The sequence below is a fragment of the Brevibacillus sp. NSP2.1 genome (assembly GCF_000470975.2).
Taxonomy (GTDB): domain Bacteria; phylum Bacillota; class Bacilli; order Brevibacillales; family Brevibacillaceae; genus Brevibacillus; species Brevibacillus agri.
On the sequence record NZ_CP048274.1, the window covers coordinates 1,216,845 to 1,239,916 of the forward strand.

23 protein-coding genes are annotated in these 23,072 nt (G+C 56.7%); 20 read left to right on the forward strand and 3 right to left on the reverse strand.

The features are described 5' to 3' along the window. Positions 1-6 precede the first annotated feature (6 nt). The 5 genes from M655_RS05970 to M655_RS05990 are packed head-to-tail and all read left to right on the forward strand — an operon-like array spanning position 7 to position 5,055. A complete protein-coding gene (locus tag M655_RS05970) occupies positions 7-1,017 on the forward strand; it encodes an ABC transporter ATP-binding protein (protein WP_026558134.1) in 1,011 nt (336 codons plus the stop codon). Further along, positions 1,010-1,990, forward strand: a complete 981-nt coding sequence (locus M655_RS05975; protein ID WP_005832598.1) for an ABC transporter ATP-binding protein — start codon at positions 1,010-1,012, stop codon at positions 1,988-1,990. The genes M655_RS05970 and M655_RS05975 overlap by 8 nt, the downstream gene beginning before the upstream one ends. Before the next feature lie 19 nt (positions 1,991-2,009). Then, positions 2,010-2,957: a DUF1177 domain-containing protein gene (locus M655_RS05980; RefSeq protein WP_005832596.1), complete on the forward strand. Its 948-nt coding sequence runs from the start codon at positions 2,010-2,012 to the stop codon at positions 2,955-2,957. Next, positions 2,954-4,225: a M20 family metallopeptidase gene (locus M655_RS05985; RefSeq protein ID WP_005832594.1), complete on the forward strand. Its 1,272-nt coding sequence runs from the start codon at positions 2,954-2,956 to the stop codon at positions 4,223-4,225. The genes M655_RS05980 and M655_RS05985 overlap by 4 nt, the downstream gene beginning before the upstream one ends. Positions 4,226-4,275: 50 nt before the next feature. Next, entirely contained in the window at positions 4,276-5,055 is a 780-nt protein-coding gene (locus M655_RS05990; protein WP_005832591.1) for an IclR family transcriptional regulator, read from the forward strand. 146 nt (positions 5,056-5,201) lie between these two features. Here M655_RS05990 and M655_RS05995 read toward each other — a convergent pair whose 3' ends face one another. After that, complete coding sequence (locus M655_RS05995) at positions 5,202-5,756, reverse strand: hypothetical protein (protein ID WP_026558135.1); 555 nt, start codon at positions 5,754-5,756, stop codon at positions 5,202-5,204. Between the two features lie 211 nt (positions 5,757-5,967). Then, positions 5,968-6,336, reverse strand: coding sequence for an HsmA family protein (locus tag M655_RS06000; protein WP_007784503.1), 369 nt, complete (start codon positions 6,334-6,336; stop codon positions 5,968-5,970). A gap of 293 nt (positions 6,337-6,629) precedes the next feature. Between M655_RS06000 and cuyA the strand changes: the two genes are divergently transcribed. The 9 genes from cuyA to M655_RS06045 all read left to right on the forward strand — a co-directional run bounded on the left by cuyA (position 6,630) and on the right by M655_RS06045 (position 15,577). Further along, positions 6,630-7,634 carry a D-cysteate sulfo-lyase gene (cuyA, locus tag M655_RS06005; RefSeq protein ID WP_026558136.1) on the forward strand — a complete coding sequence of 335 codons (1,005 nt, stop codon included), beginning with the start codon at positions 6,630-6,632 and terminating at the stop codon, positions 7,632-7,634. Positions 7,635-7,700: 66 nt separating this feature from the next. Next, positions 7,701-8,663, forward strand: a complete 963-nt coding sequence (locus M655_RS06010) for a carbohydrate kinase family protein (protein WP_025849095.1) — start codon at positions 7,701-7,703, stop codon at positions 8,661-8,663. A 202-nt stretch (positions 8,664-8,865) separates the two neighbouring features. After that, the gene (locus M655_RS06015; RefSeq protein ID WP_005832580.1) at positions 8,866-9,759 is read left to right on the forward strand and encodes an AEC family transporter; all 894 of its coding nucleotides are present in this window, start codon (positions 8,866-8,868) and stop codon (positions 9,757-9,759) included. A gap of 123 nt (positions 9,760-9,882) precedes the next feature. Beyond that, positions 9,883-10,893 carry a helix-turn-helix transcriptional regulator gene (locus M655_RS06020; protein WP_005832578.1) on the forward strand — a complete coding sequence of 337 codons (1,011 nt, stop codon included), beginning with the start codon at positions 9,883-9,885 and terminating at the stop codon, positions 10,891-10,893. A 242-nt stretch (positions 10,894-11,135) separates the two neighbouring features. Beyond that, the gene (locus M655_RS06025; protein ID WP_007780240.1) at positions 11,136-12,119 is read left to right on the forward strand and encodes an ABC transporter substrate-binding protein; all 984 of its coding nucleotides are present in this window, start codon (positions 11,136-11,138) and stop codon (positions 12,117-12,119) included. Positions 12,120-12,271: 152 nt separating this feature from the next. Next, positions 12,272-13,168, forward strand: coding sequence for a LolA-like protein (locus tag M655_RS06030; protein ID WP_025849093.1), 897 nt, complete (start codon positions 12,272-12,274; stop codon positions 13,166-13,168). Between the two features lie 257 nt (positions 13,169-13,425). Next, positions 13,426-13,755, forward strand: a complete 330-nt coding sequence (locus tag M655_RS06035) for a cupin domain-containing protein (RefSeq protein WP_007780244.1) — start codon at positions 13,426-13,428, stop codon at positions 13,753-13,755. A 200-nt stretch (positions 13,756-13,955) separates the two neighbouring features. Continuing rightward, positions 13,956-14,648 (forward strand): FHA domain-containing protein, encoded by a 693-nt coding sequence (locus M655_RS06040; protein ID WP_005827471.1) that lies wholly within the window; start codon positions 13,956-13,958, stop codon positions 14,646-14,648. Between the two features lie 344 nt (positions 14,649-14,992). Continuing rightward, on the forward strand, positions 14,993-15,577 hold the full coding sequence (locus M655_RS06045; RefSeq protein WP_007780251.1) for an NTF2-like N-terminal transpeptidase domain-containing protein: 585 nt from the start codon (positions 14,993-14,995) through the stop codon (positions 15,575-15,577). Between the two features lie 365 nt (positions 15,578-15,942). Here M655_RS06045 and M655_RS06050 read toward each other — a convergent pair whose 3' ends face one another. Continuing rightward, a complete protein-coding gene (locus tag M655_RS06050) occupies positions 15,943-16,821 on the reverse strand; it encodes a proline iminopeptidase-family hydrolase (protein WP_005827466.1) in 879 nt (292 codons plus the stop codon). 213 nt (positions 16,822-17,034) lie between these two features. Here M655_RS06050 and M655_RS06055 point away from each other — a divergent pair, with 213 nt between their 5' ends. From M655_RS06055 to M655_RS06080, 6 genes are all read left to right on the forward strand, one after another. Further along, positions 17,035-17,940: a hypothetical protein gene (locus M655_RS06055; RefSeq protein WP_005827465.1), complete on the forward strand. Its 906-nt coding sequence runs from the start codon at positions 17,035-17,037 to the stop codon at positions 17,938-17,940. A gap of 60 nt (positions 17,941-18,000) precedes the next feature. Further along, positions 18,001-19,497 (forward strand): sensor histidine kinase, encoded by a 1,497-nt coding sequence (locus tag M655_RS06060; RefSeq protein WP_005827463.1) that lies wholly within the window; start codon positions 18,001-18,003, stop codon positions 19,495-19,497. Continuing rightward, positions 19,475-20,170 carry a response regulator transcription factor gene (locus M655_RS06065; RefSeq protein WP_005827462.1) on the forward strand — a complete coding sequence of 232 codons (696 nt, stop codon included), beginning with the start codon at positions 19,475-19,477 and terminating at the stop codon, positions 20,168-20,170. The genes M655_RS06060 and M655_RS06065 overlap by 23 nt, the downstream gene beginning before the upstream one ends. A gap of 27 nt (positions 20,171-20,197) precedes the next feature. Next, a complete protein-coding gene (locus M655_RS06070; RefSeq protein WP_026558138.1) occupies positions 20,198-20,698 on the forward strand; it encodes a hypothetical protein in 501 nt (166 codons plus the stop codon). Positions 20,699-20,857: 159 nt separating this feature from the next. Continuing rightward, positions 20,858-21,853: a beta-ketoacyl-ACP synthase III gene (locus M655_RS06075; protein WP_025849082.1), complete on the forward strand. Its 996-nt coding sequence runs from the start codon at positions 20,858-20,860 to the stop codon at positions 21,851-21,853. Further along, on the forward strand, positions 21,843-23,042 hold the full coding sequence (locus M655_RS06080) for an ATP-grasp domain-containing protein (RefSeq protein ID WP_005827457.1): 1,200 nt from the start codon (positions 21,843-21,845) through the stop codon (positions 23,040-23,042). Before M655_RS06075 ends, M655_RS06080 begins: the two co-directional genes overlap by 11 nt. The last annotated feature ends 30 nt before the right edge of the window (positions 23,043-23,072 follow it).

Genomic DNA, 23,072 nt, shown 5'->3' on the forward strand with positions numbered 1-23,072 from the left:
GAGGAATTGGCAAAGTCAGATGTACTACTCAGCGTGCAAGATTTGGCCGTTTATTTTTATTCGTCCGGGGTCGTGAAGGCGGTAAACGGTGTGAGCTTTGACTTGAAGCAGGGGGAGACGATCGGGATTGTCGGAGAATCAGGCTCAGGCAAGAGCGTCACCTCGACCGCCATTCTCGGGCTGATTCCGTCTCCCCCTGGAAAAATCGAACGAGGCAGCATTTTGTTTGAGGGGAAAGAGTTGACGAAGCTTTCTCAGGCGGAAATGCGGAAGATTCGCGGAAATGAAATTTCGATGATTTTTCAGGACCCGATGACCTCCCTCAACCCGGTTTTTACCGTGGGGAATCAGATTATGGAAGTGATTCGCCTGCACCAGCAGCTCGACAAAAAAGCCGCCCGTGAGCGCGCCATCGAGATGCTGAAGCTGGTCGGGATCCCGGAGCCGGAAAAGCGTCTGGAGCAGTACCCGCACGAGTTTTCCGGAGGGATGCGCCAGCGCGTCATGATCGCGATTGCGCTGGCCTGCAATCCGAAGCTGTTGATTGCGGACGAGCCGACAACCGCTTTGGACGTGACGGTACAAGCGCAAATTTTGGATTTGATGAAAAAGCTGCAAGACGATTTGCAAACCTCGATCATCATGATTACGCATGACCTGGGCGTCGTGTGGGAGAGCTGCCAAAAAGTTCTCGTCATGTACGCCGGAAACACCGTGGAATACGCGACGGTGGAAGATTTGTACCAAAATCCGCTTCATCCTTATACGTGGGGATTGCTCGATTCGCAAATCAAGTCAGACACCGCAGGCAAGCTGCCATCTATTCCGGGCAATCCTCCTGATCTGCGCGAAGATATCGCGGGCTGCTATTTTGCTCCCCGCTGTCCATATGCCAAAGACAAATGCTTGAGCGAAAGACCGCCGCTGGTAGAAGCAGGCCCGAACCATTTGGTGGCGTGCCATTTCCAGACAGCAGACGAACGTCTCGAACGGAAGGGGGGAGCCGCACATGAGTGAGGCGATTATCCAGATCAACCAGTTGAAAAAGTATTTTCCCGTGAAGGACCAGTCGCTGTTCGCCAAGTCTTCCAAGGTCGTCAAGGCGGTCGATGACGTCAGCTTCGAGGTCAGACGGGGAGAGACGCTCGGCATCGTCGGCGAATCCGGGTGCGGCAAGTCGACGCTGGCCCGGCTGGTGATGCAGTTGATTCGCCCGACAGAAGGCTCGGTCATCTTAAACGGCCAGGATTTGGCCAAGCTGTCGGACAAGGAAATGAAAAAGGCGCGCAAGTCGATCCAGATGATTTTCCAAAACCCGTACGCGTCGCTCGATCCGCGCAAAACGGTCGAACAGCTCATCATGGAGCCGCTCGTCATCCACCAGGTCGGGACCCACCAGGAGCGGGTGAAAAAGGTGAAGGAGCTGCTCGCCGTCGTCGGCCTGTCTGACTACCATGCGACTCGTTATCCGCATGAGTTTTCCGGGGGACAACGACAGCGGATCAACATCGCGAGAGCGCTGGCGCTCAATCCCGAAGTCGTCATTTGCGACGAATCCGTCTCCGCTCTCGACGTTTCGATTCAGGCGCAGGTCATCAACCTGCTCAAAGAGCTGCAGGCGAGCTTCAACCTCACCTACATTTTCATCTCCCACGACCTGAACGTCGTGCGCTACATCAGCGACCGGATTGCAGTCATGTACTTGGGCCGCGTGGTCGAGATGGGAACGTACGAGGAGATTTACCACAACGCGCAGCATCCGTACACGCGCGCCTTGCTGTCCGCCGTGCCGAAGGAAAGCCCCTTGGTGAAAAAGGAGCGGGTCATCCTGACGGGGGACGTGCCAAGCCCGATGAATCCGCCGTCCGGCTGCCATTTTCACAAGCGCTGCCCGTATGCGACCGACCGCTGCCAGACAGAAGCGCCTGCCCTCGCGCTGTACGAAGGGCAGCATATGGTTTCTTGTCATCTTTTAGGAAATCTATCATAATGAAAAGGGGACTTGCTTTATGTCTTTCAAGCATGTAATCGAGATGTACGATCTCATGGATAGCGCTTACGTTACAGGAGACGACCTGAAGCGGTATTTTGAGCAAAGAGGTTTTCGCGACGTAGAAATGTCTACGGTCCATGGACAAAAAGGAAAAACCGACTTCGTCAAAGTATTGATAAAAGGAAAGAACGGCAAAAGCAGCGGCGGCACAGCGCCGACACTGGGCGTCATTGGCCGCCTGGGCGGGATCGGTGCGCGTCCCGAGCAAATCGGCTTCGTATCCGATGGCGACGGCGCTCTCGCGTGCATGGCGGCAGCGGCCAAGCTGGCGGAGATGCAGCAGCGCGGGGACGTTTTGGCGGGCGATATCCTGCTCACCACGCACATTTGCCCGGATGCGCCGACGTTGCCGCACGACCCTGTGCCGTTCATGAACTCTCCTGTCGACATGCAAATCATGAATGCGAACGAAGTGGCGGCGGAGATGGACGCGATTTTGTCCATCGACACGACAAAAGGAAACATGATTCTCAACCATACAGGCTATGCCATTACCCCGACGGTCAAGGAAGGGTACATCTTGCGCATCAGCAACGATCTGTTGGAAGTGATGAAGCAGACGTCCGGCAACATGCCCGTGACGCTGCCGATCACGGTGCAGGACATTACGCCGTACGGCAACAATCTGCATCATATCAACAGCATCATGCAGCCGTGCGTGGTCACGGACAGCCCGGTTGTCGGCATCGCGCTGACGACGCAGGTGCCAGTGGCAGGCTGCGCGACAGGAGCGACTCATCTCGTGCACGTCGAGCAGGTGGTGCGCTTCGTGATCGAGGTAGCCAAGCTGTTTGGCGTTGGCAAATGCGCGTTTTACGACGAAGCCGAGTTTGCGCGCCTGACGTCGCTGTACGGCTCGATGAAGCATCTGCTCACATTGGATGGCAAGGTGAGCGGATCATGAGCGCTGCGATCAAAGCGTTAAAAGACCAGGTCATCGCCGCTGTCGAAGAGAACAAGGACGAGCTGATCGAGCTGTGCTGCCGCCTGATTCAGTTCCCGAGCGAAAACCCGCCGGGCGACTCTGGCCCGATCAGCCGCTATATTACCGAATATCTGGAGCGTTTTGGCATCGCGACAGACTGGCACGAAGCAGGGCCGAACATGTACAACCTCATTTCCCGAATCGGCAATCGGGAGAGCGGCAAAAAGCTGATCTACTGCGGGCATACCGACGTGGTGCCTGCGGGCGACCTCTCCAAGTGGGAGTTTGCCCCGTTCAGCGGAGAAGTCAAAGACGGCTGGATTTTGGGCCGTGGCGCCTCCGACATGAAAGGCGGCCTGGCTGGGCTGATTTTTGCCGCGACGATTTTGCAGCGACTGGGGATCGAGCTGCCGGGACAACTGATTTTGGCGATCGTGCCCGATGAGGAGACAGGCGGCGCGCTGGGCGTACCGTGGATTTTGGAGCGCAAGCTGGTCGAAGGCGACGGCTGCCTGATTGCCGAGCCGTCCTCGCCGCACAATCCGACTTTGGGGCAAAAAGGCTCCTGCTGGTTCCAGCTTACGGTCAAAGGCAAGCCGGCACATGGCAGCCTGGGTCCGATTGCCGGAAAAAACGCGATCATGGACGCGATTCGCGCAATCGAACGGATTCGTACCGTCTGGGATTATCCCGTCGTCATTCCGGATGAAGTCAAGGAACTGGTGAAGGTGTCCAAGGAGTACATGCTCGGCACCGAGCGGGAACCGTACCAGGACGTGCTGGAGCGCGTCTCCTGCAACATCGGGACGATTGAGGGCGGGACAAAAGCGAATGTCGTGCCGGACACTTGCACGGTAGAAGTGGACTGCCGCCTGCCGTTCGGCGTGACGCGAGCGGAAGTCATGGGCTACATCACCAGCCAGTTGGACGAGCTGGACATCGACTATGAAATCGTGCCGATGGGAACGCAAAGCCACGCCAACTACACCTCGCCTGACGACCCGGTCTGCCGGGCGATTGTCGACAACATCACGTACGTGACAGGCGAGCACGCTTTTGGCGTTCAGCAGTGGGCGAGCAGCGATGCCCGACATTTCCGCGCGTACGACATTCCGGTCCTGCAATACGGTCCGGCGTACTTGCCGAGCATCCATAATTTCAACGAAAAAGTGCTGGTGGAGGATGTCATCCGCTGCGCGAAGGTGTACGTAGCGGCTGCCATCGACTTTTTGTACGAGCAAAACTGATGAAAAGCTTTCGCTTGCGAGACAAGTAATCGTGAATAAGGGGAGTCGTCGTGTTAAAAACGTTGGATCAATCACTCAAATTGTTACAGCTTTTCACGAAAGAAAAACCGGAGTGGGGAGCCAGGGAACTCGCCAAGGAAGTCGGTTTGAATCACGCCAATGTATTCCGCGTATTGTCTACGTTCGAAGCCAATCGCTTTCTGGAAAAAGATCCCAAGACCAAAAAATACTCATTAGGCATTCGCTTGTGGGAGCTTGGACTGACAATGAGAGAGTCGTTCCATGTATCACGACTGATTCGGCCTATTTTGCAACGAATGATGGAAGAGTCGGGAGAATCCATTTTCCTGACTTGCCTGGACGAAGATGAGGCACTGACCCTCGATGCGCTGGAGCCGGACAACGTCGTGAAATACTCCGTGTCCGTCGGCAGCCGGGCGCCGCTGTTCGTGGGGGCCTCGTATCGCTCGATCATGGCCTACTTGCCGCAGGAGCAAATCGAGCGAATCATTTTGCAGGGCCTGCGGCAGTACACGAAAAATACGATTGCCGATCCGGACAAACTGCGCGAGGAGCTTGTGCATATTCGCGAAAACGGCTGGGCGATCAGCACGGGCGAATACACGCCGGACGTTTTGGCCATCGCTTGTCCCCTGTTCCATTACGACGGGCATGTGATGGGCTCGTTGACGATCTCCGGCCCGATTTACCGGATGAGCGAGGAGAAAAAAGCAAAGTACATGGACATCCTGATGCGGGGCAAACAGGAAATCGACGAGATTGTCCAAAACTACCGCGTGGATCTTTCCCGCTACTATTTGTTTGGCTAGAGCAAGAGCAAAAGCTGTCGCAGATCAACCGCGATCTGTCGGCAGCTTTTTTTGCTCTGGCGGACAGTTGCGGGCAGGGCAAGGCCGTTTGATTGCGGCAGCGTGCGAAAACATGGCCGAAGAGTGGAGGCGCAGCCCCCATCCATTCAACAGCGGGAGGCGCCCGGACTACAGGGACGCGACCTCCAGGCGAAAGCAGGTCGTCTTGTTCCGCCCTGTAGCTTTGGAGTGGTACAATGCCTGATCGGCACAGGTGATGATGTCGACCGCCCAGGTGCCGTGCAGCGGATAGTGGACAGGGCGAGTCGGGCGGCATGGGAGGTCAGCAAGGTGCCTGCCGTGACACCTGATGCGGCCGGGCTGACCGCCTGGATGTGGCCAGTCGCATCTGCTATGAGCAGCGAGTGGAAATACTGCCGATTGGCCATGTACCACGCTTGCAGGTCGGCGTTTTTGAGCGGCTTGTCGCCAGCTTGTTTGGCAATCGCGTCGATGTTGTTTTGCAGCGCCGTCAATATGTCTGTTGTATTTTTCGCCAGCTTTTTGGCGTAATGATAGTTGTTTTCCAAATAGTTGCTGGAGAGTGAGGTTCGGTTGACATGAAGAGAAGAAATGACCTCAATCAAGATCGTTGCGAGCACAGAAAAAACAACAAGCATTTCCAAAATAAAGCGAAGCGTATAGGTTCTTCTTTTCTTCATCCAAACCCCTTCTTGCTGGCAGACTGTAGCGATCTGCTCGCGTGCCGGATTCCCTGTCCTTTGCACGCGAGCAGGTGTTTGTATTTTATACCCGGAATAAGCGAAGTCTAATCCCGTTCTTGCGCGAGAAAAGCACATTCCGTTTCCGCAAAAACAGGCTGCCCAACGCCTGGACAGCCTGCTTGTCGCTTTTATTTTTGAAAAGGGGCGTCTAGCCGTTGAGAAAGCTCAAGGCGACACCGATGGAGTACGGAATCAGCCAAAGAATCCAGACAAACAGGCTGAATTTGTGAAACTGCTTACGCTGGCTGTCTTGCTTTTTCCACAGGACGAAGCCTGCCCAGGCGGTGTGCAAAAACATCAGGATTAGCGCAGCCAATCCGGTGATGCCGTGCAAATTCAAAGGGGCGCCGTCAGCCAAAAGCTTCATGAAGGCCGTCCCGACCGTGTCGAACACAAGCCCCAGACAGAAAAAGGCGAAGTGCCCCCAGGCAAGCTCCCTGGAGCGGCGTTCCGCCCAGACGCCGATCGTGTACGTAACCAGTGCCAGATTGATGAAGAGTACAGCCCATACCAGCAAAAAAATCATCTCCCATTCGCTTCGTGATTGTCTACAAGAAGGAGTGTAGTAGAAGAAGATGAACAAGAGATGAACAGCGGGCGAGAACGATGTTGCGCTTATCAGGCGGGGCGGTTTTTTCGCAGCAGCAGCCAAATAATCGGCGGAGGTGGCGGCAGACTTCCGCGCTTTTGTCCAAAAGCGGTACGGCTGTGGCGAGAGAGCTTGGCAAGCGGCTGCCCGTCACGAGAGCAGGAATCAGCAAAAGCCAGCGCGTATTATTATTCCATCAAGCTCGAAGGGAGCCTTATGAGATGAAGCCAATTCGCTATGAGCGCAGAACATATACGCCAGGACCGACGCCGATCGAGCGTCTGGACAGGCTGTCGCAGGAGCTGGGCGGACCGACGATTTCGATCAAGCGCGACGATTTGCTCGGCTTGACCGCTGGCGGCAACAAGACGCGCAAGCTGGAATATTTGGTCGCCGACGTGATCAGGCAGGGAGCGGACACGCTGATTACGTGCGGAGCCGTCCAATCGAACCATTGCCGCCTGACATTGGCCGCGGCGGTTCGCGAAGGATTGCGCTGCCAGCTTGTTTTGTCCGCGCCCGAGACAGGCGATTACAATCCGCAGGCGAGCGGAAACCACCTGCTGTTCCATTTGCTGGGCGCTGAAAAAATCGAAGTCGTTCCCGCAGACAAAGATTTGCTGGCAGAGATGGACGTGCTCGCCGAAAGCTTGCGAAAAGCGGGGAGAAAGCCGTACCTGATTCCGGTTGGCGGCTCCAACGAGGTCGGCTCGCTCGGCTACATGGCGTGCGCGGAGGAAATCGAGCAGCAGGCGTGGGAGAGCTGCACGCCATACGATTACGTCGTGACGGCAACAGGCAGCGGCGGGACGCAGGCAGGGCTGATTGCCGGGTTCGCAGCGAGGCAGTCTGGCACGAAGGTGATTGGCGTCAACGTCAGCCGCGACCGTGCCGCCCAAGAGGCGAAGGTGCTGGAGCTTTTGCAGCGCACAGCCGCGACCGTCGGCCTCACGGGGCAGATTCAGCCGGAGTGGGTGCAGTGCGAGGACAGGTTTGTCGGGCCAGGCTACGCGATTCCGACAGAGGAAATGGTCGAGGCTGTACAGCTTGTCGCCCGGACGGAAGGGATTTTGCTGGACCCGGTCTACACGGGCAAAGCGATGTCCGGCCTGATCGGGCTTGTCCGCGAAGGGCGCTTTGGCCGGGACGATCACGTGCTGTTCCTGCACACAGGCGGCTCTCCCGCGCTGTACACGGCGCCGGAGCTGTTTTTGCCGAAGAAGTGAACGCTTTGCCTGTTGCCTTGACGGCCTGGCTAGGTTGATTTCAGAGCAAGAAAAGGAGAGAGAACCATGCCCGATGTAGTTGCCTGCGGCGAGCTGTTGATTGATTTCACGCCGATGCCCCATCCCGAGCCGGGAAAAGCGGCATATGAGCAAAATCCAGGCGGGGCGGTGGCAAACGTGCTTGCTGCCTTGTCCCGCTTTCACAAAAAGACGGCGTTTCTCGGCGCAGTCGGAAATGACCCGTTCGGCCGCTTTCTCCGGCAGACGCTGGTCGAGCTGGGGATTGGAACGGACGGGCTTGTTCTGACCGAGGCGGCCCCGACCACGCTTGCCTTTGTGCATATTGACGGCAGCGGGGAGCGCTCGTTTTCGTTTTACCGGAGTCCGGGAGCCGATACGCAACTGCGCGAGGAGGATATTGACGAGGGGACGATCGCCCAAGCGCGGCTGTTTCACTTCGGCTCGCTGTCCTTGACGCATGAGCCGGCGCGGTCGGCGACCTGGAAGGCGGTGGAGATCGCCAGGCGGCACAAGCGATTGGTATCGTTTGATCCGAACATCAGGGAGAGCTTGTGGCCGAGCATGGAAGAAGCGAAGGCAATGGCGCTCCGCGGCATTCGCCAGGCCGACGTGGTCAAGCTGTCGGAGGAGGAGCTGGCTCTGCTCGCGCCGATGGCCGACTTGGCGGAGGCGGCACAATGGCTGCTCGCGGAATGCGGCAATCAGGCCATTTTTGTCACGCTGGGCAAACAAGGCTGCTATTACCGAACGCGCGAGCACGCGGGGATCGTGCCGGGCTTCGCGGTAAAGACGGTAGATACGACCGGAGCGGGAGACGCCTTTTGGGGCGGCCTGCTCAGCCAATTGCTGGATGCGGCTGAACCGTTGGCCGCCATGACGGATGCGAGGCTAAGGGACATGGTCCGCTTTGCCAACGCCGCAGGTGCGCTTACGACGACGCGGACGGGCGCGATTCCCGCGCTGCCTGTTTTGGCAGAGGTAGAACGTTTTTTGCAACAAGCAAAATAGTGGCTCGGCCATCCAGCCGTCTTTCTGGAAACAGGGAGACGGCTTTTTGGCGAGGGGATCGGCTTTTTTCGGGAAAAAATCCCGGTGAGCTTCATAAAAGGAAATGAAACCGTTTGCGGCCGATAAAACGGTCATGAATGTTTTGTGAATTTTGCTATACTATTCTTAATTCAAGACTCGAATACAGAAGTGGGGATGGACCATGATTTTCCTCGAAGTCATCTTGCCTGTTTTGCTCATTTTTTTATCGGGGTACATTCTCCAACGCAAGTTTCAAATGGATTTGAAGCCGATTTCTTCGCTGGCGATTTACATTTTGACTACGGCGCTTGTCTTTCGCACGTTTTACAAGACAGAGCTTGACCTGCAATTGTTTTACATCGTCATCATCTCGTTATTGCTGCTGGGCGCGCTGATCGTGCTCACGCAGTTGACGGCGCGGCTGTTTAGGTACGACAAGTCGCAGGAGAGCGCCCTGATGCTCTCCACTGCCTTCATGAACAGCGGGAACTACGGAACGCCGATCATTTTGTTCGCATACGGGGATGCCGGGTTCACGTACGCGGTCCAGATCATGGTGTTTCACTCGATCATCATGGGGGTGTTCGGCGTCTACTTCGCTTCGCGCGGCGGGGGTGGCGTGGGCACGGCGATTCGGGCGATTTTCAAGCAGCCTTCCAACTACGCGGTCGTCCTGGCGATTTTGTTGCAGCAGCTCAACATCGTCATTCCCGAGAGCTACTATCAGGCGATCGACCTCGTGGCGCAAGCGGCGATTCCGGTCGTCATGCTCATCCTGGGGATGCAGCTTGCCAACGTGTCGTCCAAAGCGTTGGAGTGGCAAGGGCTCAGCGCCGCCAGCGTAATTCGGCTGATCGCTTCGCCTGTCCTGGCCTATGTGATCTGCCTGTTTTTCCCGATTGACCCGCTGCTGCAAAAGGTGCTGGTCATCCTCGCCGCGATGCCTTCTGCGGCGACTACGGCGATTTACGCCATCCAGTTCAACATGCGCCCGCAATTCGTTTCCAGCAGCGTGCTGGTTACGACGCTTTTCAGCGTAGGGACGCTGACGATTTTGTTAAACATTTTGCATTAGTCGATGCATGTGCCAAGGCAATCATTCGTGGCGAAAAGGTTGCCAAGGCCATGCTTTTTTCTTTATGATGAGAACAAGAATCGTTTTCAGCAAAGAATAAATATTAATAACAGGGAGATTGCCATGCATTCCACATCCATACATTCCATCTACGACAGTTACATTGACGCGCTGCCGAACGTTCGGCTCGATGACATCGGCACAGAGTTGGCGGGGGATGAGTTGTCCGGCTGGAACGGATACATCAACAGAATGATGCCTCGCCCTGGTTTGGAGATTGTCGATTCCTTTCACCGTTTTCCGGATGACCACGCCATGCATTTTCGCTCGGAGGCGGCCATGGTCGAGTTGAGCTTTTGCCTCCAAGGGACGGGAGAGGTGGCTGTCTCGGGCAGTTCCCAGCACGACCTGGTGCCGGACAGTTGCTCGCTGCAGTTGATGCGCGACTTTCAGGCGGATTTTTGCTATTTGGCCGAAGCGCCGTTTCGTTCGGTGGCGATCGGCATTTCGGTGGAGCTGTTCAACGAATGGCTCGCGCAGATGGACGAAGGGACGCCCTATACATTTGAGGGGCTGCTCGGCGGCCGTTCTTTCCGGATGTTTCGCATGCCGCTACGGCCGGATATGACGATGCGGCTTCGGCAGTTGATCGCGCCGCCGGCATCCCAGCCCAAACTGCGCAAGCTGCATGCGGAAGGCAAGACGCTGGAGATCGCCGCGCATGCGTTCGACACTTTGTTGTTCGGGCGGGAACCGGAGGGCAACAAGCCCGGCATGTCGCGCAGCGACCGGGAGAAGATTCACAACGCCAGGGAAATTTTGCTCGCGCACATGGAGGCGCCGCCTTCTCTGGTCGAGCTGGCGCGCATGGCCCAACTGAACGAATACAAGCTGAAAGTCGGGTTCAAAGAGGAGTTCGGCACGAGCGTGTTCGCCTATTTGCGGGAAAAGCGGCTGGAAAAAGCGCTGGAGCTGCTGCGCGCAGGCGAGCTGAACGTCAGCCAGGTGGCGCTGACTGTGGGCTTTTCCAACTTCAGCCACTTTTCCGAGGCGTTCCGCAAGCAGTACGGGCTTAACCCGTCCGACGTGAAGCGGGGAAGGCACGTGCTGCCGTATGCATCAGGCGGGAGATAATTCTCCCGCTTTTTTTACTGAATCGGAAAGGATCAAACTTCGAGAGCAAACTACCCGATTCAGCGAGAACAACCTTCCGCCGAAACGCGGTCGCTCGTCATTGGGGAGGCTTCGCTACAGGTTTTCTTATCCCGCCAACCGTATTTTTCGCCATCATCGGGTAGTTGCAAACGGCTTGCAAGAGTACGATCAAGCATAGTTGTTGAGAATCATTATCACAATGGTGGGGGATGACGGAACGTATGGCAAACAGAAAGAACGGCTGGATCGCAGGACTGCTCGGTCTGGCATTGCTCGTAGGCGGCTGCAGCCAAGCGGCGGAAAACAACGGTCAAGCAGGACAAACAGGCCAGGCGGACAAGCCGGCGGCGCAAGCGCCAAAGACACGGACGGTCAAGGACGCGGCCGGAGAGGTGACGATCCCGGCCAACCCGCTGCGAATCGCGGACGTGTCCGGGGCGACAGAGGAGCTGTTGGCGCTTGGAATTCGCCCGGTGCTGACGGGGAACAGCCAGTATCAGAGCCCGACAGAGCTGACGCCGATCCTGCAACAAGAGCTGGGTACAGACGTCGCCGTAGCGGGCTGGTTTCAAAACGAAGTAAGCGTCGAGGCGATTGCGGCGGCGAATCCGGACCTGATTTTCGCCGGGCCGAGCCAAAACAAGATATACGAACAACTGAACAAAATCGCCCCGACTGTGCGCGTGCCCTACGGCTTCAACGCGTTTCGCGAACGGTTTGACTTCATCGCGGAAACGTTGGGGAAAAAGCCGCAAATGGAGGAATGGCTAAAGGCGTATGACGACCGGGCGAAGGAGTTGCACGACCAGATCGCGGCGGCGACGGGCGAGGAAACGTTTGCGGTCATCGAAGCCACCCAGAAGGGCATTCGCATTTACGCGAAAACGGGGCTGGCGGACATGATCTACACCGACCTGAAGCTGCCGAAAGCGGCCGGGATTCCCGATCCGGACCCGTGGGGCGGCAAGGAGACGAGCCTGGAGGGGCTGTCGACGCTCGACCCTGACCACATCGTGCTGCTCGCCGATTCCGAGCAAAACGTGCTGGAAGACACGGCGATCTGGAGCAATATGCGCGCGAACAAAAACGGCAAGGTGTACCGCGTAACCACGAAGCAAAACTACGACGAAGCGTTTTTCGCGCTCGGGAAAAAGGCGATGATCGAGCAGATAGCTGCGGACATTTTGCAGAAAAATCAAAAGTAGGGCATTGGTAATTAAGGCAGGGGAAATAGCCCCTCCTTATTTTTTTAGAGCAGAGAAACGCACGTGGGCCTGAATTTTCCGAGAAACAAATTGCGCAAACGCTCGTCTATTATGTAAGGAAAGTTTGGAAGTAAATGTAATCAGGAGGAAACGTGAAGAAAATCGTATGGTTACACCTGCTAGTAGCACTGATCGCAGGCGGCTGTTCCCATCCAAATGCCGCCGACCTGAATCATTCTCCCCAGGCACAAAGCGAAGCTGTACAACCGCACGCTGATGCGCAAAAGGGTCCGTCGCTTCCCAAGCCGCTTGAACAGGAGACTGTTTTTTCGCCACAAAAACAAGCGGAAATCGCAAGCGACATGACCAAAAAGGAAGTTCTGACGAAGTTGCTGAATACGGTTGATTATTTTGAGACAGCGGTCGGTAAGTTTGAGCTCTTGCGAAAAGGGAAAAAGTCGCTTGTTGAGTATCAGCTCAGCCTGAGCGAAATGGAGGGAGGATACAGTAAAGTCACTGACTATGATGCCGATTCCAAGCCTTCAAGAGTATGGCTGACTTATTACAAAAACGGTACGTTATGGCGTACGGAAGACGGTTCCTCGGCAACATTGGACGCAAAGAAGTACAAATTCAACCGCTCGGGAGCGACGCTTATTCCTGAAGAAGCTTTCCGTACCGATTCTCAGGGAATGACAGTGACAACCTACCGTGAGCGACCTCCCATTGGCATCGCGCAAAGCTCCTTGTTTCCATATGAAATCGCCTCAAACTTTACGCGCGACTACAACGACTGGGAGATTGAAAAACAGGATGAACGGTTGCTAGATCACCATACGATCGTTTTAACAGGCAAGATTAAGAATAGCGACAAACATGGCGCGCAGACCTTTCGCTTTTGGGTCGACAAAGATTCGGGGATTCTCGCTAAATACGAATTATACGATGGAAACAGCAACGTTGTTAGCTATTTGAAACCAGTAGAACTTCACGTGAACGTCCCGGTTGAAACGAAAATGTTTGAGCCTCCCCATCAAAATAAAAAATAAACACATGAGGTCGCTGGCGGCGCATTCAGGGTGTACCATCTCCAACGCTCGCCTTGGCCAAGCCCCAGCCAGGGCGGGCGAAACTCGCTATGGGATGGGAGGCGGAGAGGAAGCCGCGTCCGGCCTGTTTGATTCGTTACAATTTTTTGCATCTTATTATCGCTTTGTGATCGCAAATATCATAAATCTATCAGATCGCTGCTATTTTTCCTGGGTCTCTTTTGTATTATCGTGGGGACAAAGGGGAGAGAACCATCATGGAGAAAATAAACATCGCGCAACAGTTTTCATTGTTACAGGAGTCTTGGAGCTCAATGGTCGTGGGCGAGTTGAACGATTCGGCGATCAAGCTGGAGCAGCTTTCGGGAGAGTATCCCTGGCAACAAAACGACCAGCAGGACGAGATGCTTCTGGTCGTCAACGGAAGATTGCTGATGATGTCCCATGAGCGCAATATTTGGATCGAGGCGGGAGAGCTGCTGGTTGTGCCAAAAGGAATGGCGTACAAGCTGTTCGTCCCGAACGGGGTATGCCACCTGCTGACGATCGAGCCAAAAAAGCTGGCGGCACTCAAGCGCTGTTCATGAGTTCCTCGCAAGCGAAAGAGCACGGACGTTCATACTTCAGGCAAAACAAAAAGGAACGAGCATAGCTGTCGTTGTCAGGCGCTTTCGGAAGCCGAAGATGATGGCGGCTTTTCTATATAGGGAAAAAAGGGTTGACTTTCCGGCAGTTTGGTATGTAATTAAATACGGATAGCTGCAACTCTTTTTTGAGGTGATGAACGTTGGAAGACGGCGTCTATGTCCTTATCAAAAAAGGCGATCCGGAGCTTGTGCAAAAGCGCCAGTTCCTGCGCAGGGACGAGTACACGATTGGACGGCGAGGGAGCCAGCTTGCACCTGACATCGCTTTTTCCAGCCCATATGTATCGAGAAGACATGCCGTGATTCGCAAAATCGGCAATCGCTATACAATATCCGACCTGGAGAGCAAGCACGGAACAGAGGTGAACGGGACACCGATCCGCCAAACGCCGCAGCCGCTGTTTCACGGCGATCTCATCAGTCTCGCCAAAGGAGTCGTCGAGCTGGTCTTTTTTGCGGAAGGCAGCGAGCTGGATGTCACCAGAGAATTTTCTTTTCCGCTGCTGCAGTCAACCGTTCCGGCTGCCGTGTCCTCCGGTCTGGTCATCAATCTGGAGCGTCGGGAAATCCGGTTGGACGGCGCGCGGATTCCTTTGACGGGAAAAGATATGGACTTGCTTACGCTTTTGTATCAACGGGCCAATCAGGCCGTCAGCTATGAGGAAATCATGGTGTCGATCTGGCCGGAGCGAATGGTTCACGCCGAAACCAGCGTCCCGGATGTCGGGCGCGCCGAAATCAATGCGCTTGTCTACCGTTTGCGCAAGCGGCTGGGCAAGTACGGGAAAAAAATAACGACCATTCCCCGATTCGGCTACATGTGGGAAGAGTGAAAAAGGGAGACGAGCCAGCGGTCTTCCTTTTTGTACAGATAAGAAGGGATAAGATTCTTGTCCAGTATAAGGGCAACTAAGGCTGCACCAAAGGCTTGGCGCAGCCAAGTTTTGTAAATGGCTGAAAATGGGAGCGGCTGTTTTGGCTAATCTGGCTAATTTGGCTGTACGCGAAACACGGCTGCGCCAAAAAACGGGGCCAGCAAATGAACGAGCGGCCTGCGAAGAGAATTGTCTGACACTTAACATCTGTTTGTGAGCAAAATATCATCGTTTCATCAGCTTTCTTCCATATATTCTCTGTTTCCGCTGGTTTATCGTGTGAAAAGGAAGGTGAGGAACTGGTGAAAAAGGCATGGTTTTGCTTCTGGAGTGTCTTTCTCGTCATTTTGTCGGGATTTTTCTTCCTCATCTGGGACTATTGGCAGCAGGGGTCGAAGCAAGAGGGAGAAATGGCAAAGGCGGCTTTTACCGCCTATACGGCGAAATGGAAGCAGCAGCAGTTCAGCGACATGTACGAGCAGCTCTCGCTGGATGCGAAAGCAAAGGTGAGCAAAGAAGAGTTTGTCTCGCGCTATGAAAACATCTACAGCGGGATCGAGGCTACGCATATCAGCGTGGAACCGCTGTACAACGAAGACGTCGTCCCGGGCGAAGACGGGAAAATCAGCTTTCACTACCGGCTCAGCGTGCAGACGTTTGGCGAGCCGATTTCTTTTACAGGCAAAGCCATTTTGGTTAAAGAAACGCAAAACGACAAGCAAGATTGGTACATCAACTGGAACCCGTCCTTCCTGCTGCCCGAGCTGGAGCACGGGGACAAGCTGCGGGTGAATACGTTTCGTCCGAAGCGGGGAGAGGTACTGGACCGGGCAGGGCGGAGAGTGGCGGTCACATCCCGGCAATCCGCAGCCAATCAAGGCTTGTAAGCAAAAAACGATACTTCCCCGGACGGGAGTATCGTTTTTTTCTCGGGAAGAAATTAGCGGGGAGAAAGGGGGAGCGCGCCGTTTTGGTAATAGGCGTAAATTCCGATGATCGTGCTGTCTTCTTTAAGCCCGATCGCTATCAAGTGGAGATCACCTCTCAGACGAGCAAAACGAACGGAGTTTTTCACTGCGGGACGGCAGGCTGCCTTTTAAACTGCCATCCGGCGGTTCTGCCCGACAGCGGAGAAGGGACGGTCAAATTTTTGCAGCGAGCCGCTGCGATGCGAATCGTTTCCGGATAAACGCAAAGCCCCGTCTCGCTAAAAAAAGCTGCGAGACGGGGCTTTTGCTTGCGGCGGCGGAAATCAGCGCTTGTCCGCCTTGCGCAAAAATTCGCGGACGGTCTGCACGTACTCGGCCGTTTCTTCCAAATAGCCCATATGGGAGCTGTTTTCCAGGACGTGAAACTCGGCGCCCGGCACGAGCGACTGGTAGTAGCGCGTCGACTCGGGCGTCGCTTCGTCGTGGCGGCCGCAGACGAACAGGGCAGGGATGTCGAGCTGATGCAGCTTCGGCGTGTAGTCGAACGTTTTCAGGTTGCCTGTCGGACAAAACTCGGACGGCCCCCACATCGTCATGTACACGTCTTTGTTCGCTTTCGGGCGGCTTTCGGCGAGAACTTCCGGCAATGGCTCCAGGCGGCACACGTATCGCGCGTAGTACTCCTTCATCGCGTCCTGATACTCCTCCGAGTCGGTCGTTCCTTGTTCTTCGTGCTGCGCAATCGTCTGCTGAACCTCTTTTGGCAGGCGGGCGATCAGGCGGTCTGCGTCTTCCTTCCAGCGCTGGGCGCTCAGGCACGGGCTGGAAAAAATCACGCTCGAGACGCCAGCAGGCTTGGTGTCAAGCAAGTACGCCGCCGCCAGCATCGTTCCCCACGAATGGCCGAGGATGTGCGCTTGCGCCAATCCGAGCGCTTGCCGGATGCAGGCCAGCTCTTCCACGAACCGCTCCGTTTTCCACAAGGACGCATCGGTCGGCCTGTCGGAGTTGCCCGAGCCGAGCTGGTCGTAAAAAATGACGGGGCGCTCGTCGCCCAATACGTGCAGTGTTGACTTGAGCGGAGCGTGCGTATTGCCGGGTCCGCCGTGCAACACGATCAGCGGTGTCTGTTCGCCTGTGCCGACGCGGGTGTACCACACTCTGCCGCCAGGAACCTCTATGTAGCCTTCCTGCTTGTTCATCGTTTCCAACCTCACTTTTCGTCCATTCTTGTAAAGTTATTTTTACCAATATACCATGTCTGGAAGATTTGTGCGCCGCAGATGCGCTGTGGGCACGCGCCTGTTTTTACACTTTTTTTAGAATTGGTTTAGAGCGCGTTTAGACCTCGCCTTTATCATCGCAGGTAGAGAAAGTGAAGCAGTCGCTTTCGAACTGAACTGGAGGGATGAGGAATGCGAAAAAAATGGCTGGCAATCGGACTGGCTGTCGGGATCGGCGGAGCGATGGCGTGGGGAATCGGCGTATCCGCGAATGCGGACAGCACGGGCTTTGCGGTGTACCAATCGGCTCTGCGCCAGACGAAAGAAGCGGGGAGCATGACCGCGCACGCGCAGCTTGAGCTGACGGACAACAAAACGACGCTGCTCGCAGTCGACGGGGTGGCAAAAGTCGACCACGAACAGCGGCTGGGCAGCGTGAACGGGACTTTTTCCGGCGCGAACGGCGAGGGTAGCTTTCAGGCGTTTCGCAAGCAGGATCAGGTTGTTTTTAAGCAAGGGGATCGCGACGTGTATCGCGTCATGGAAGCAATGGATTGGGGACGCGAGGGTCGGCGAGACGCTCATGGGGAGCCGAGTGCGATGATGAGCCAGTTGCACAACGCCTTGTTCGGCGAGATTGGCAGAGAGGCGACCGTCGAGAATTTGCCGAACGGAGGCAAGCAGGTCACCTTGCAGCTCTCCCGGGAGCAACTGCCGATGTTCGCCAAATTCGCCGGGCCGATGATCTATGCGAAGATCGCCGAGCGCAGTCAGGAAGCGGCGGCTCGCGAGCACGGGCCAGCCGTGAAGCTGCCGCTTCTGCAAGAAGACGTCCAGCTTGCGCAAGTCGTGCTGAACGCGACGATGAACGAAAAGAACCAGATCGAGCGGCAAACCGCCGAGGTAGAGCTGGTGGGCACAGACGCGGCAGGTACTGAGCACACGCTGCGCCTGTCTGTGGACATCCGCCTGTCCGACCTGGCCGCAACTGTGCCTGAGCAGATTGACTTGACGGGAAAACAGGTGGAGAAGGTCACCCGCGAGGAGCTGCGAAGCCACTGGAAACAAGGCGGCTGGGGACAGCACGAGGCGCAGTAAGCCTTTTGCAAACGACTGTAGTATAATGGCAGCAATCATACGCGCGGGAGGGGAACGGCCATGTCGATCAAAACGAGACTGCTGCTATCATATATCGCCATGATTGTCGTTCCCGTCGTCTGCTTCGCACTGGTGGCCTCGTTGCTGGGCGCTTTTTTTCTGGGGGAGTCGTTCCCGCACGGAACAGGAAAAGAGCCGGGGAAGCCCTTGTTCCGGCAGACGCAAGAACGGCGGGACGAGCTGTTCGCCGGGCTTGCTTTTCTGGCCCGCTACGACGCGGAGCGGCTTTTGCAGCAGGACGTGCTGGCCGAGACAGACGAAGAGTTGCGGCGTCTTGGCGGAGCGCTGATGTTAGCTAAAAACGGGGCGGTGCTGTTCGCTTCCCCTTCGCTTGAGCAGGCGGACTGGGCGAAGTATATGCAGCCGCCTGCGCACGATGAGCGCACGCGCCGCTTGCCGCCGTGGAGCAGCAAAGGCTACGCCGTCGAGACGCATTCGTTTGCCTTTGCGGACAAAAGCGAGGGCACGCTCTATTTTCTTCGCGATGACAGCCCTGCGTTTACGTCAGGCGTTTCTTTCTTTGCGGCCATGGTCGTCAGTTTCCTCGCCATTGTCGGGCTGACGAACGGCGTGTTGACCTACCTCGTCTCGCGCAGCATCATCCGCCCGCTGTACGCGCTCAAGCAGGCGGCGCACGAGATCAAGGAAGGCAACCTGGAACGTCCTGTCCTGCTCGGGCGAAAAGACGAACTGGGCGAGCTGGGCGAAGCGTTCGAAGAAATGCGCGTTCGCCTGCACGATTCGATCCGGCTGCAACTGCAATACGAGGAAAACCGCAAAGAGCTGATCTCCAGCATCTCGCACGATTTGAAAACGCCGATTACGGGGATCAAGGCGTGCGTGGAAGCGGTGCTGGACGGAATTGCCGACACAGAGGCCAAGCGCGAAAAATATATGCGAATGATCGCGGGCAAATCTGTGCAGATGGATCGCTTAATTGACGAGCTGCTGCTGTATTCGCGGCTGGATTTGAACAAGCTGCCGTTTCATCTGGAGCCGGTCGACATTCGCGCCTATGTGGCAGACTGCGTGCAGGAGCTGCGTCTAGAGCCGCGGCTGTCCGGTGTGCACATCAGCGCGGCAGGGACGGCGGGCGAGCCGCTTATCGTCATGGCGGACCGCGAAAAGCTGCACCGGGTGTTAATGAACATCGTCGACAACAGCCTGAAATACATGGAGCAGGAAAACAGGCGGCTTTCGATACAACTGGAAGCGACAGCCGACGAGGCGATCGTGACGGTTGCCGACAACGGGACGGGGATCAGCGAGGAAGCGATGCCTTACATCTTCGACCGCTTTTACCGCGCGGACCGTGCCCGCACTACCGCTACAGGCGGCAGCGGGCTCGGGCTTGCCATCGTCAGGCAACTGGTGGAAGGACACGGCGGACGGGTCTGGGCGCACAGCGAGGTCGGTCGCGGGACGAGCATTCATGTTTCCTTGCCACTGCAAAAAGGGACAGGGGGTGAAGCGGATGAAGCACATTCTCATTATTGAAGACGATACAGTGATCGCCGAGGTGGAAAAAGATTATTTGGAAGCGAACGGCTATGCGGTCGAAGTCGCGCACTCCGGCGAGGTCGGCTTGCAAAAGGCGCTGGCGGAGGATTACGACCTCATCATCCTGGACTTGATGCTGCCCGTGGTAGACGGATTTGCCATTTTGCGCGAGGTGCGCGCGGCGAAAAACATTCCGATCCTGCTCGTCTCCGCGAAAAAGGAAGACGTAGACAAAATTCGCGGGCTGGGCCTGGGCGCAGACGACCATATCAGCAAGCCGTTCAGCCTGGGCGAGCTGGTGGCGAGGGTGAAAGCACATCTGGCGCGCTACGACCGCCTCGTGTCCGAAGCGGCGCAGCGCGCGCCGAAGGACGAGCTGCGCATCCGCGGCATCCGGATCGACAAGCTCGCGCGCAAAGTGTACGTCAATGGCGGGGAAGTTCCGCTGACCTCGAAGGAGTATGAGCTGCTGCTTTTTTTGGCGACGCATCCGAACTGGGTGTTCAGCAAAAACGAGCTGTTTGAAAAAATATGGGGACTGGATTCCCTTGGCGACATTGCGACTGTGACCGTGCACATCAGCAAGCTGCGCGAAAAAATCGAAAGCGATCCATCCAAGCCGCAGTACATCGAAACGGTCTGGGGAGTCGGGTACCGTTTTCAACTGTAGCGGTGGGGAGCGCACAGAGGTGAAACCATGGCCAGAATCGGTTTGAACCAGAAAAAATGGCTGCTGCTTTTGCACTTGCTCTTTTCCGCGATCATGCTGGGCGGAGCCGTCATCTTTCTCGTGTTGAGCATCGTGGCGGCGAATACGGACGATGCGGGCATTTTTACTGCCTGCTACACCGCCATGCATGCGCTGGCGAAAACGAGTGTGCGGGCGTCGACGATCGGGACGATTGTGACCGGAGTGCTTTTGTCTGTCTGGACGCACTGGGGACTGTTTCGCTACTACTGGATAATCGCCAAGGAAGTGCTCACGCTGGTCGCTGTACTGCTCGGGCCCATCGGCATGTATGTGTGGACACTGCAGGCGGTGACGATTTCCCGGGCAGAAGGGCTTGGGGCGGCGGAAAACTCGGCTTTTCTCGTCAACAGCGGGCAGCTCTGGACGGGCATTGTCTTGCAGGTGCTCTCGCTTTTCCTGTTATTTCTTTTGTCTGTTTTCAAGCCGTGGGGGAAACGAAAAAGCTAGCACAAACGTCTTTGTTGGAGACTACCTTTTGCGTACAGGCGAAAGGTAGTTTTTTGCTTTTGAGAAATAATCCCCACAAGCTGCCATTCTTTTTCGTAAAATGGATAAAAGTGACGGCATACAGTGTGAGAGACATCAAAACCGAGGGAGAGCCAGATGATGGAGAGAAGAATCAAGTTGTTGGGCACCGGGAAGTACCTGCCTGCACGGCAAGTGACGGCAGCCGAGCTGGATGAGCGGCTGGGGCTTGCCGCCGGATGGACGGAAAAGAAATCCGGGGTTCGCGTCAGACATTATGTGACGGGGGAAACTGCGGCACAGATGGGCGCAAGCGCGGCGCGGCAGGCAGTCGCGGCGGCGGGCATCGCGCTTTCAGAGCTCGACTGCATCGTGTGCGCGAGCGGTACGGCCCAGCAGGAGATTCCGTGCACGGCGGCGCTGATTCAGGAAGAGCTGGGGCTTGCAGGGACGGGGATCGCCTGCTTTGACATCAATTCTACCTGCCTGAGCTTTGTAACGGCACTGGATGTCATGTCCTGTACGATGGCGCTCGGCGTGTATGAGCGCGTGCTGATCGTTTCGACGGAGATCGCCTCGGCGGGACTGAACTGGAAGCAAAAAGAAAGCTGCGTGCTGTTCGGAGACGGCGCGGCGGCTGTGGTCGTCGGCCGGACGCCGGATCACGAGGCGTCCCGCATCCTTGGCTCGGCGATGAAAACGTATAGCGAAGGGGCCCACTACTCGGAAATTCGCGGCGGCGGAACGATGCTGCACCCGCGCGAGTACGTGAACGGGTACGAGGACGACTTTGCTTTTGATATGGATGGGCGCAAAATTTTTCGGCTGACCTCGCAGTTGATTACCGGGTTTGTAGACAGCCTGCTCGCCAGTGCGGCTGTCGGCAAAAAACAGCTTCGGGCCGTGATCCCTCACCAGGCGAGCGGCATGGCGCTGCGCATCATGCAAGGCAAGCTGGGCTTTTCCGCCGAGCAGATGGTCAACATCATGGAAGACCACGGCAATGTGATTGCGGCTTCCATCCCGATGGCGCTGCACGAGGCGATCAGCCAAGAGCGGGTGGCGCGGGGAGACTACATGCTGCTCTTGGGCACGTCCGCTGGCTTGTCGCTCGGGGGCATCGTCCTTGCGTATTGAGCGGACGGTTTTGCTGACCGGAGGCAGGGCGCCTGCCACGCTGGAGCTGGCCCGTTTGCTGCGTGCAGCGGGACAGCGCGTGATTGTGGCCGAGAGCGCGGCCCGGCATTTGTGCGCGCATTCCCGCTACGTGCAGCGCTCGTATCGCGTCCCGCCGCCCAGGACGCAGCCAGAGGCGTACATCGACGAGCTGTGCCAGATCATGCGCAAGGAACGGGTCGACCTGCTCATTCCGACGTGCGAGGAAATTTTTTACGTCGCGCACGGCCGCGAGCGTCTGCTTGCGCATGGCGATGTGCTGGTAGAGCCGCTTGCCGTGCTGCGGACGCTGCATGACAAATCGGAGTTCGGGAAGCTGGCGCGAGGCGCGGGGGCGCTCGTTCCGCATACGGTTCGGGCGGAATCGGCAGATGAGCGGGATGCGGCGATTCGCCAGGCGACAGGCCCGGTCGTGCTAAAGCCCGTCTACTCCAGATTCGCTGCCCACGTCCAGATCATCTCCGAGCCGTCCCGGGCCAGGCTGTCTGCGCTGCCAGTCCCTTCCGCCCGTCAGCCGTGGCTCGTCCAGCGGTTTATCGCGGGGCGCCAGTTGTGCAGCTACGCGGTCGCGCGCGAAGGGGAGCTTGCGCTGTACGCGGACTACGAGACGGTGCATACGGCGGGGCAGGGGGCGACGATTCATTTCGCCTATGCCGCGCACGCAGGCGTCAAAGATTTTGTCACCCGCTTTGTGCGCAGGCACCGGCTTAGCGGGCAAATCGCTTTTGACTTCATCGAGAGCAAGACAGGCGAGCTGTACGTGATCGAGTGCAACCCGAGGCTGACGAGCGGCATCCATCTGTTTGCGGGACAAACAGCCGCAGCGGACGCTTTTTTGGCGGGCAAATCGCAGGGCGGAGCGGAAGGCAGGGCGGAAGCGGTCGTCCCGCAGGCGGGCCAGACCTGCATGCTGACGATGGCGATGCTGACCTACGGACTGGCGAACGTCAAAGACTGGCGCGGCTGGACGCGCTGGGTCCGCGACCTGTGCAACGCAAGAGACGTGCTGTTTCGCGCGGAGGACCCGCGGCCGTTTTTCGACCAGTTTATGATGCTCGGCGATCTGGCCTGGCAGAGCTTGCGGACGAAGACGAGCCTGCTCGCTTGCAGTACGAGCGATATCGAATGGAACGGAGAAACGCCGCAGTAACGGCCAAAAGCGGATTTTTTCTACCGGAAA

Excerpts from the sequence above, each read along its gene's own strand:
- M655_RS06020 (WP_005832578.1), top strand. The coding sequence starts at position 9,883 with ATGCATTCCACATCCATACATTCCATCTACGACAGTTACATTGACGCG.
- M655_RS06070 (WP_026558138.1), top strand. The coding sequence starts at position 20,198 with ATGGCCAGAATCGGTTTGAACCAGAAAAAATGGCTGCTGCTTTTGCAC.
- M655_RS06050 (WP_005827466.1), bottom strand. The coding sequence starts at position 16,821 with ATGAACAAGCAGGAAGGCTACATAGAGGTTCCTGGCGGCAGAGTGTGG.
- M655_RS06055 (WP_005827465.1), top strand. The coding sequence starts at position 17,035 with ATGCGAAAAAAATGGCTGGCAATCGGACTGGCTGTCGGGATCGGCGGA.
- M655_RS06065 (WP_005827462.1), top strand. The coding sequence starts at position 19,475 with ATGAAGCACATTCTCATTATTGAAGACGATACAGTGATCGCCGAGGTG.
- M655_RS05995 (WP_026558135.1), bottom strand. The coding sequence starts at position 5,756 with ATGAAGAAAAGAAGAACCTATACGCTTCGCTTTATTTTGGAAATGCTT.
- M655_RS05980 (WP_005832596.1), top strand. The coding sequence starts at position 2,010 with ATGTCTTTCAAGCATGTAATCGAGATGTACGATCTCATGGATAGCGCT.
- M655_RS06025 (WP_007780240.1), top strand. The coding sequence starts at position 11,136 with ATGGCAAACAGAAAGAACGGCTGGATCGCAGGACTGCTCGGTCTGGCA.
- M655_RS05985 (WP_005832594.1), top strand. The coding sequence starts at position 2,954 with ATGAGCGCTGCGATCAAAGCGTTAAAAGACCAGGTCATCGCCGCTGTC.
- M655_RS06060 (WP_005827463.1), top strand. The coding sequence starts at position 18,001 with ATGTCGATCAAAACGAGACTGCTGCTATCATATATCGCCATGATTGTC.
- M655_RS05975 (WP_005832598.1), top strand. The coding sequence starts at position 1,010 with ATGAGTGAGGCGATTATCCAGATCAACCAGTTGAAAAAGTATTTTCCC.
- M655_RS06015 (WP_005832580.1), top strand. The coding sequence starts at position 8,866 with ATGATTTTCCTCGAAGTCATCTTGCCTGTTTTGCTCATTTTTTTATCG.
- M655_RS06075 (WP_025849082.1), top strand. The coding sequence starts at position 20,858 with ATGGAGAGAAGAATCAAGTTGTTGGGCACCGGGAAGTACCTGCCTGCA.
- cuyA (WP_026558136.1), top strand. The coding sequence starts at position 6,630 with ATGAAGCCAATTCGCTATGAGCGCAGAACATATACGCCAGGACCGACG.
- M655_RS06010 (WP_025849095.1), top strand. The coding sequence starts at position 7,701 with ATGCCCGATGTAGTTGCCTGCGGCGAGCTGTTGATTGATTTCACGCCG.
- M655_RS06035 (WP_007780244.1), top strand. The coding sequence starts at position 13,426 with ATGGAGAAAATAAACATCGCGCAACAGTTTTCATTGTTACAGGAGTCT.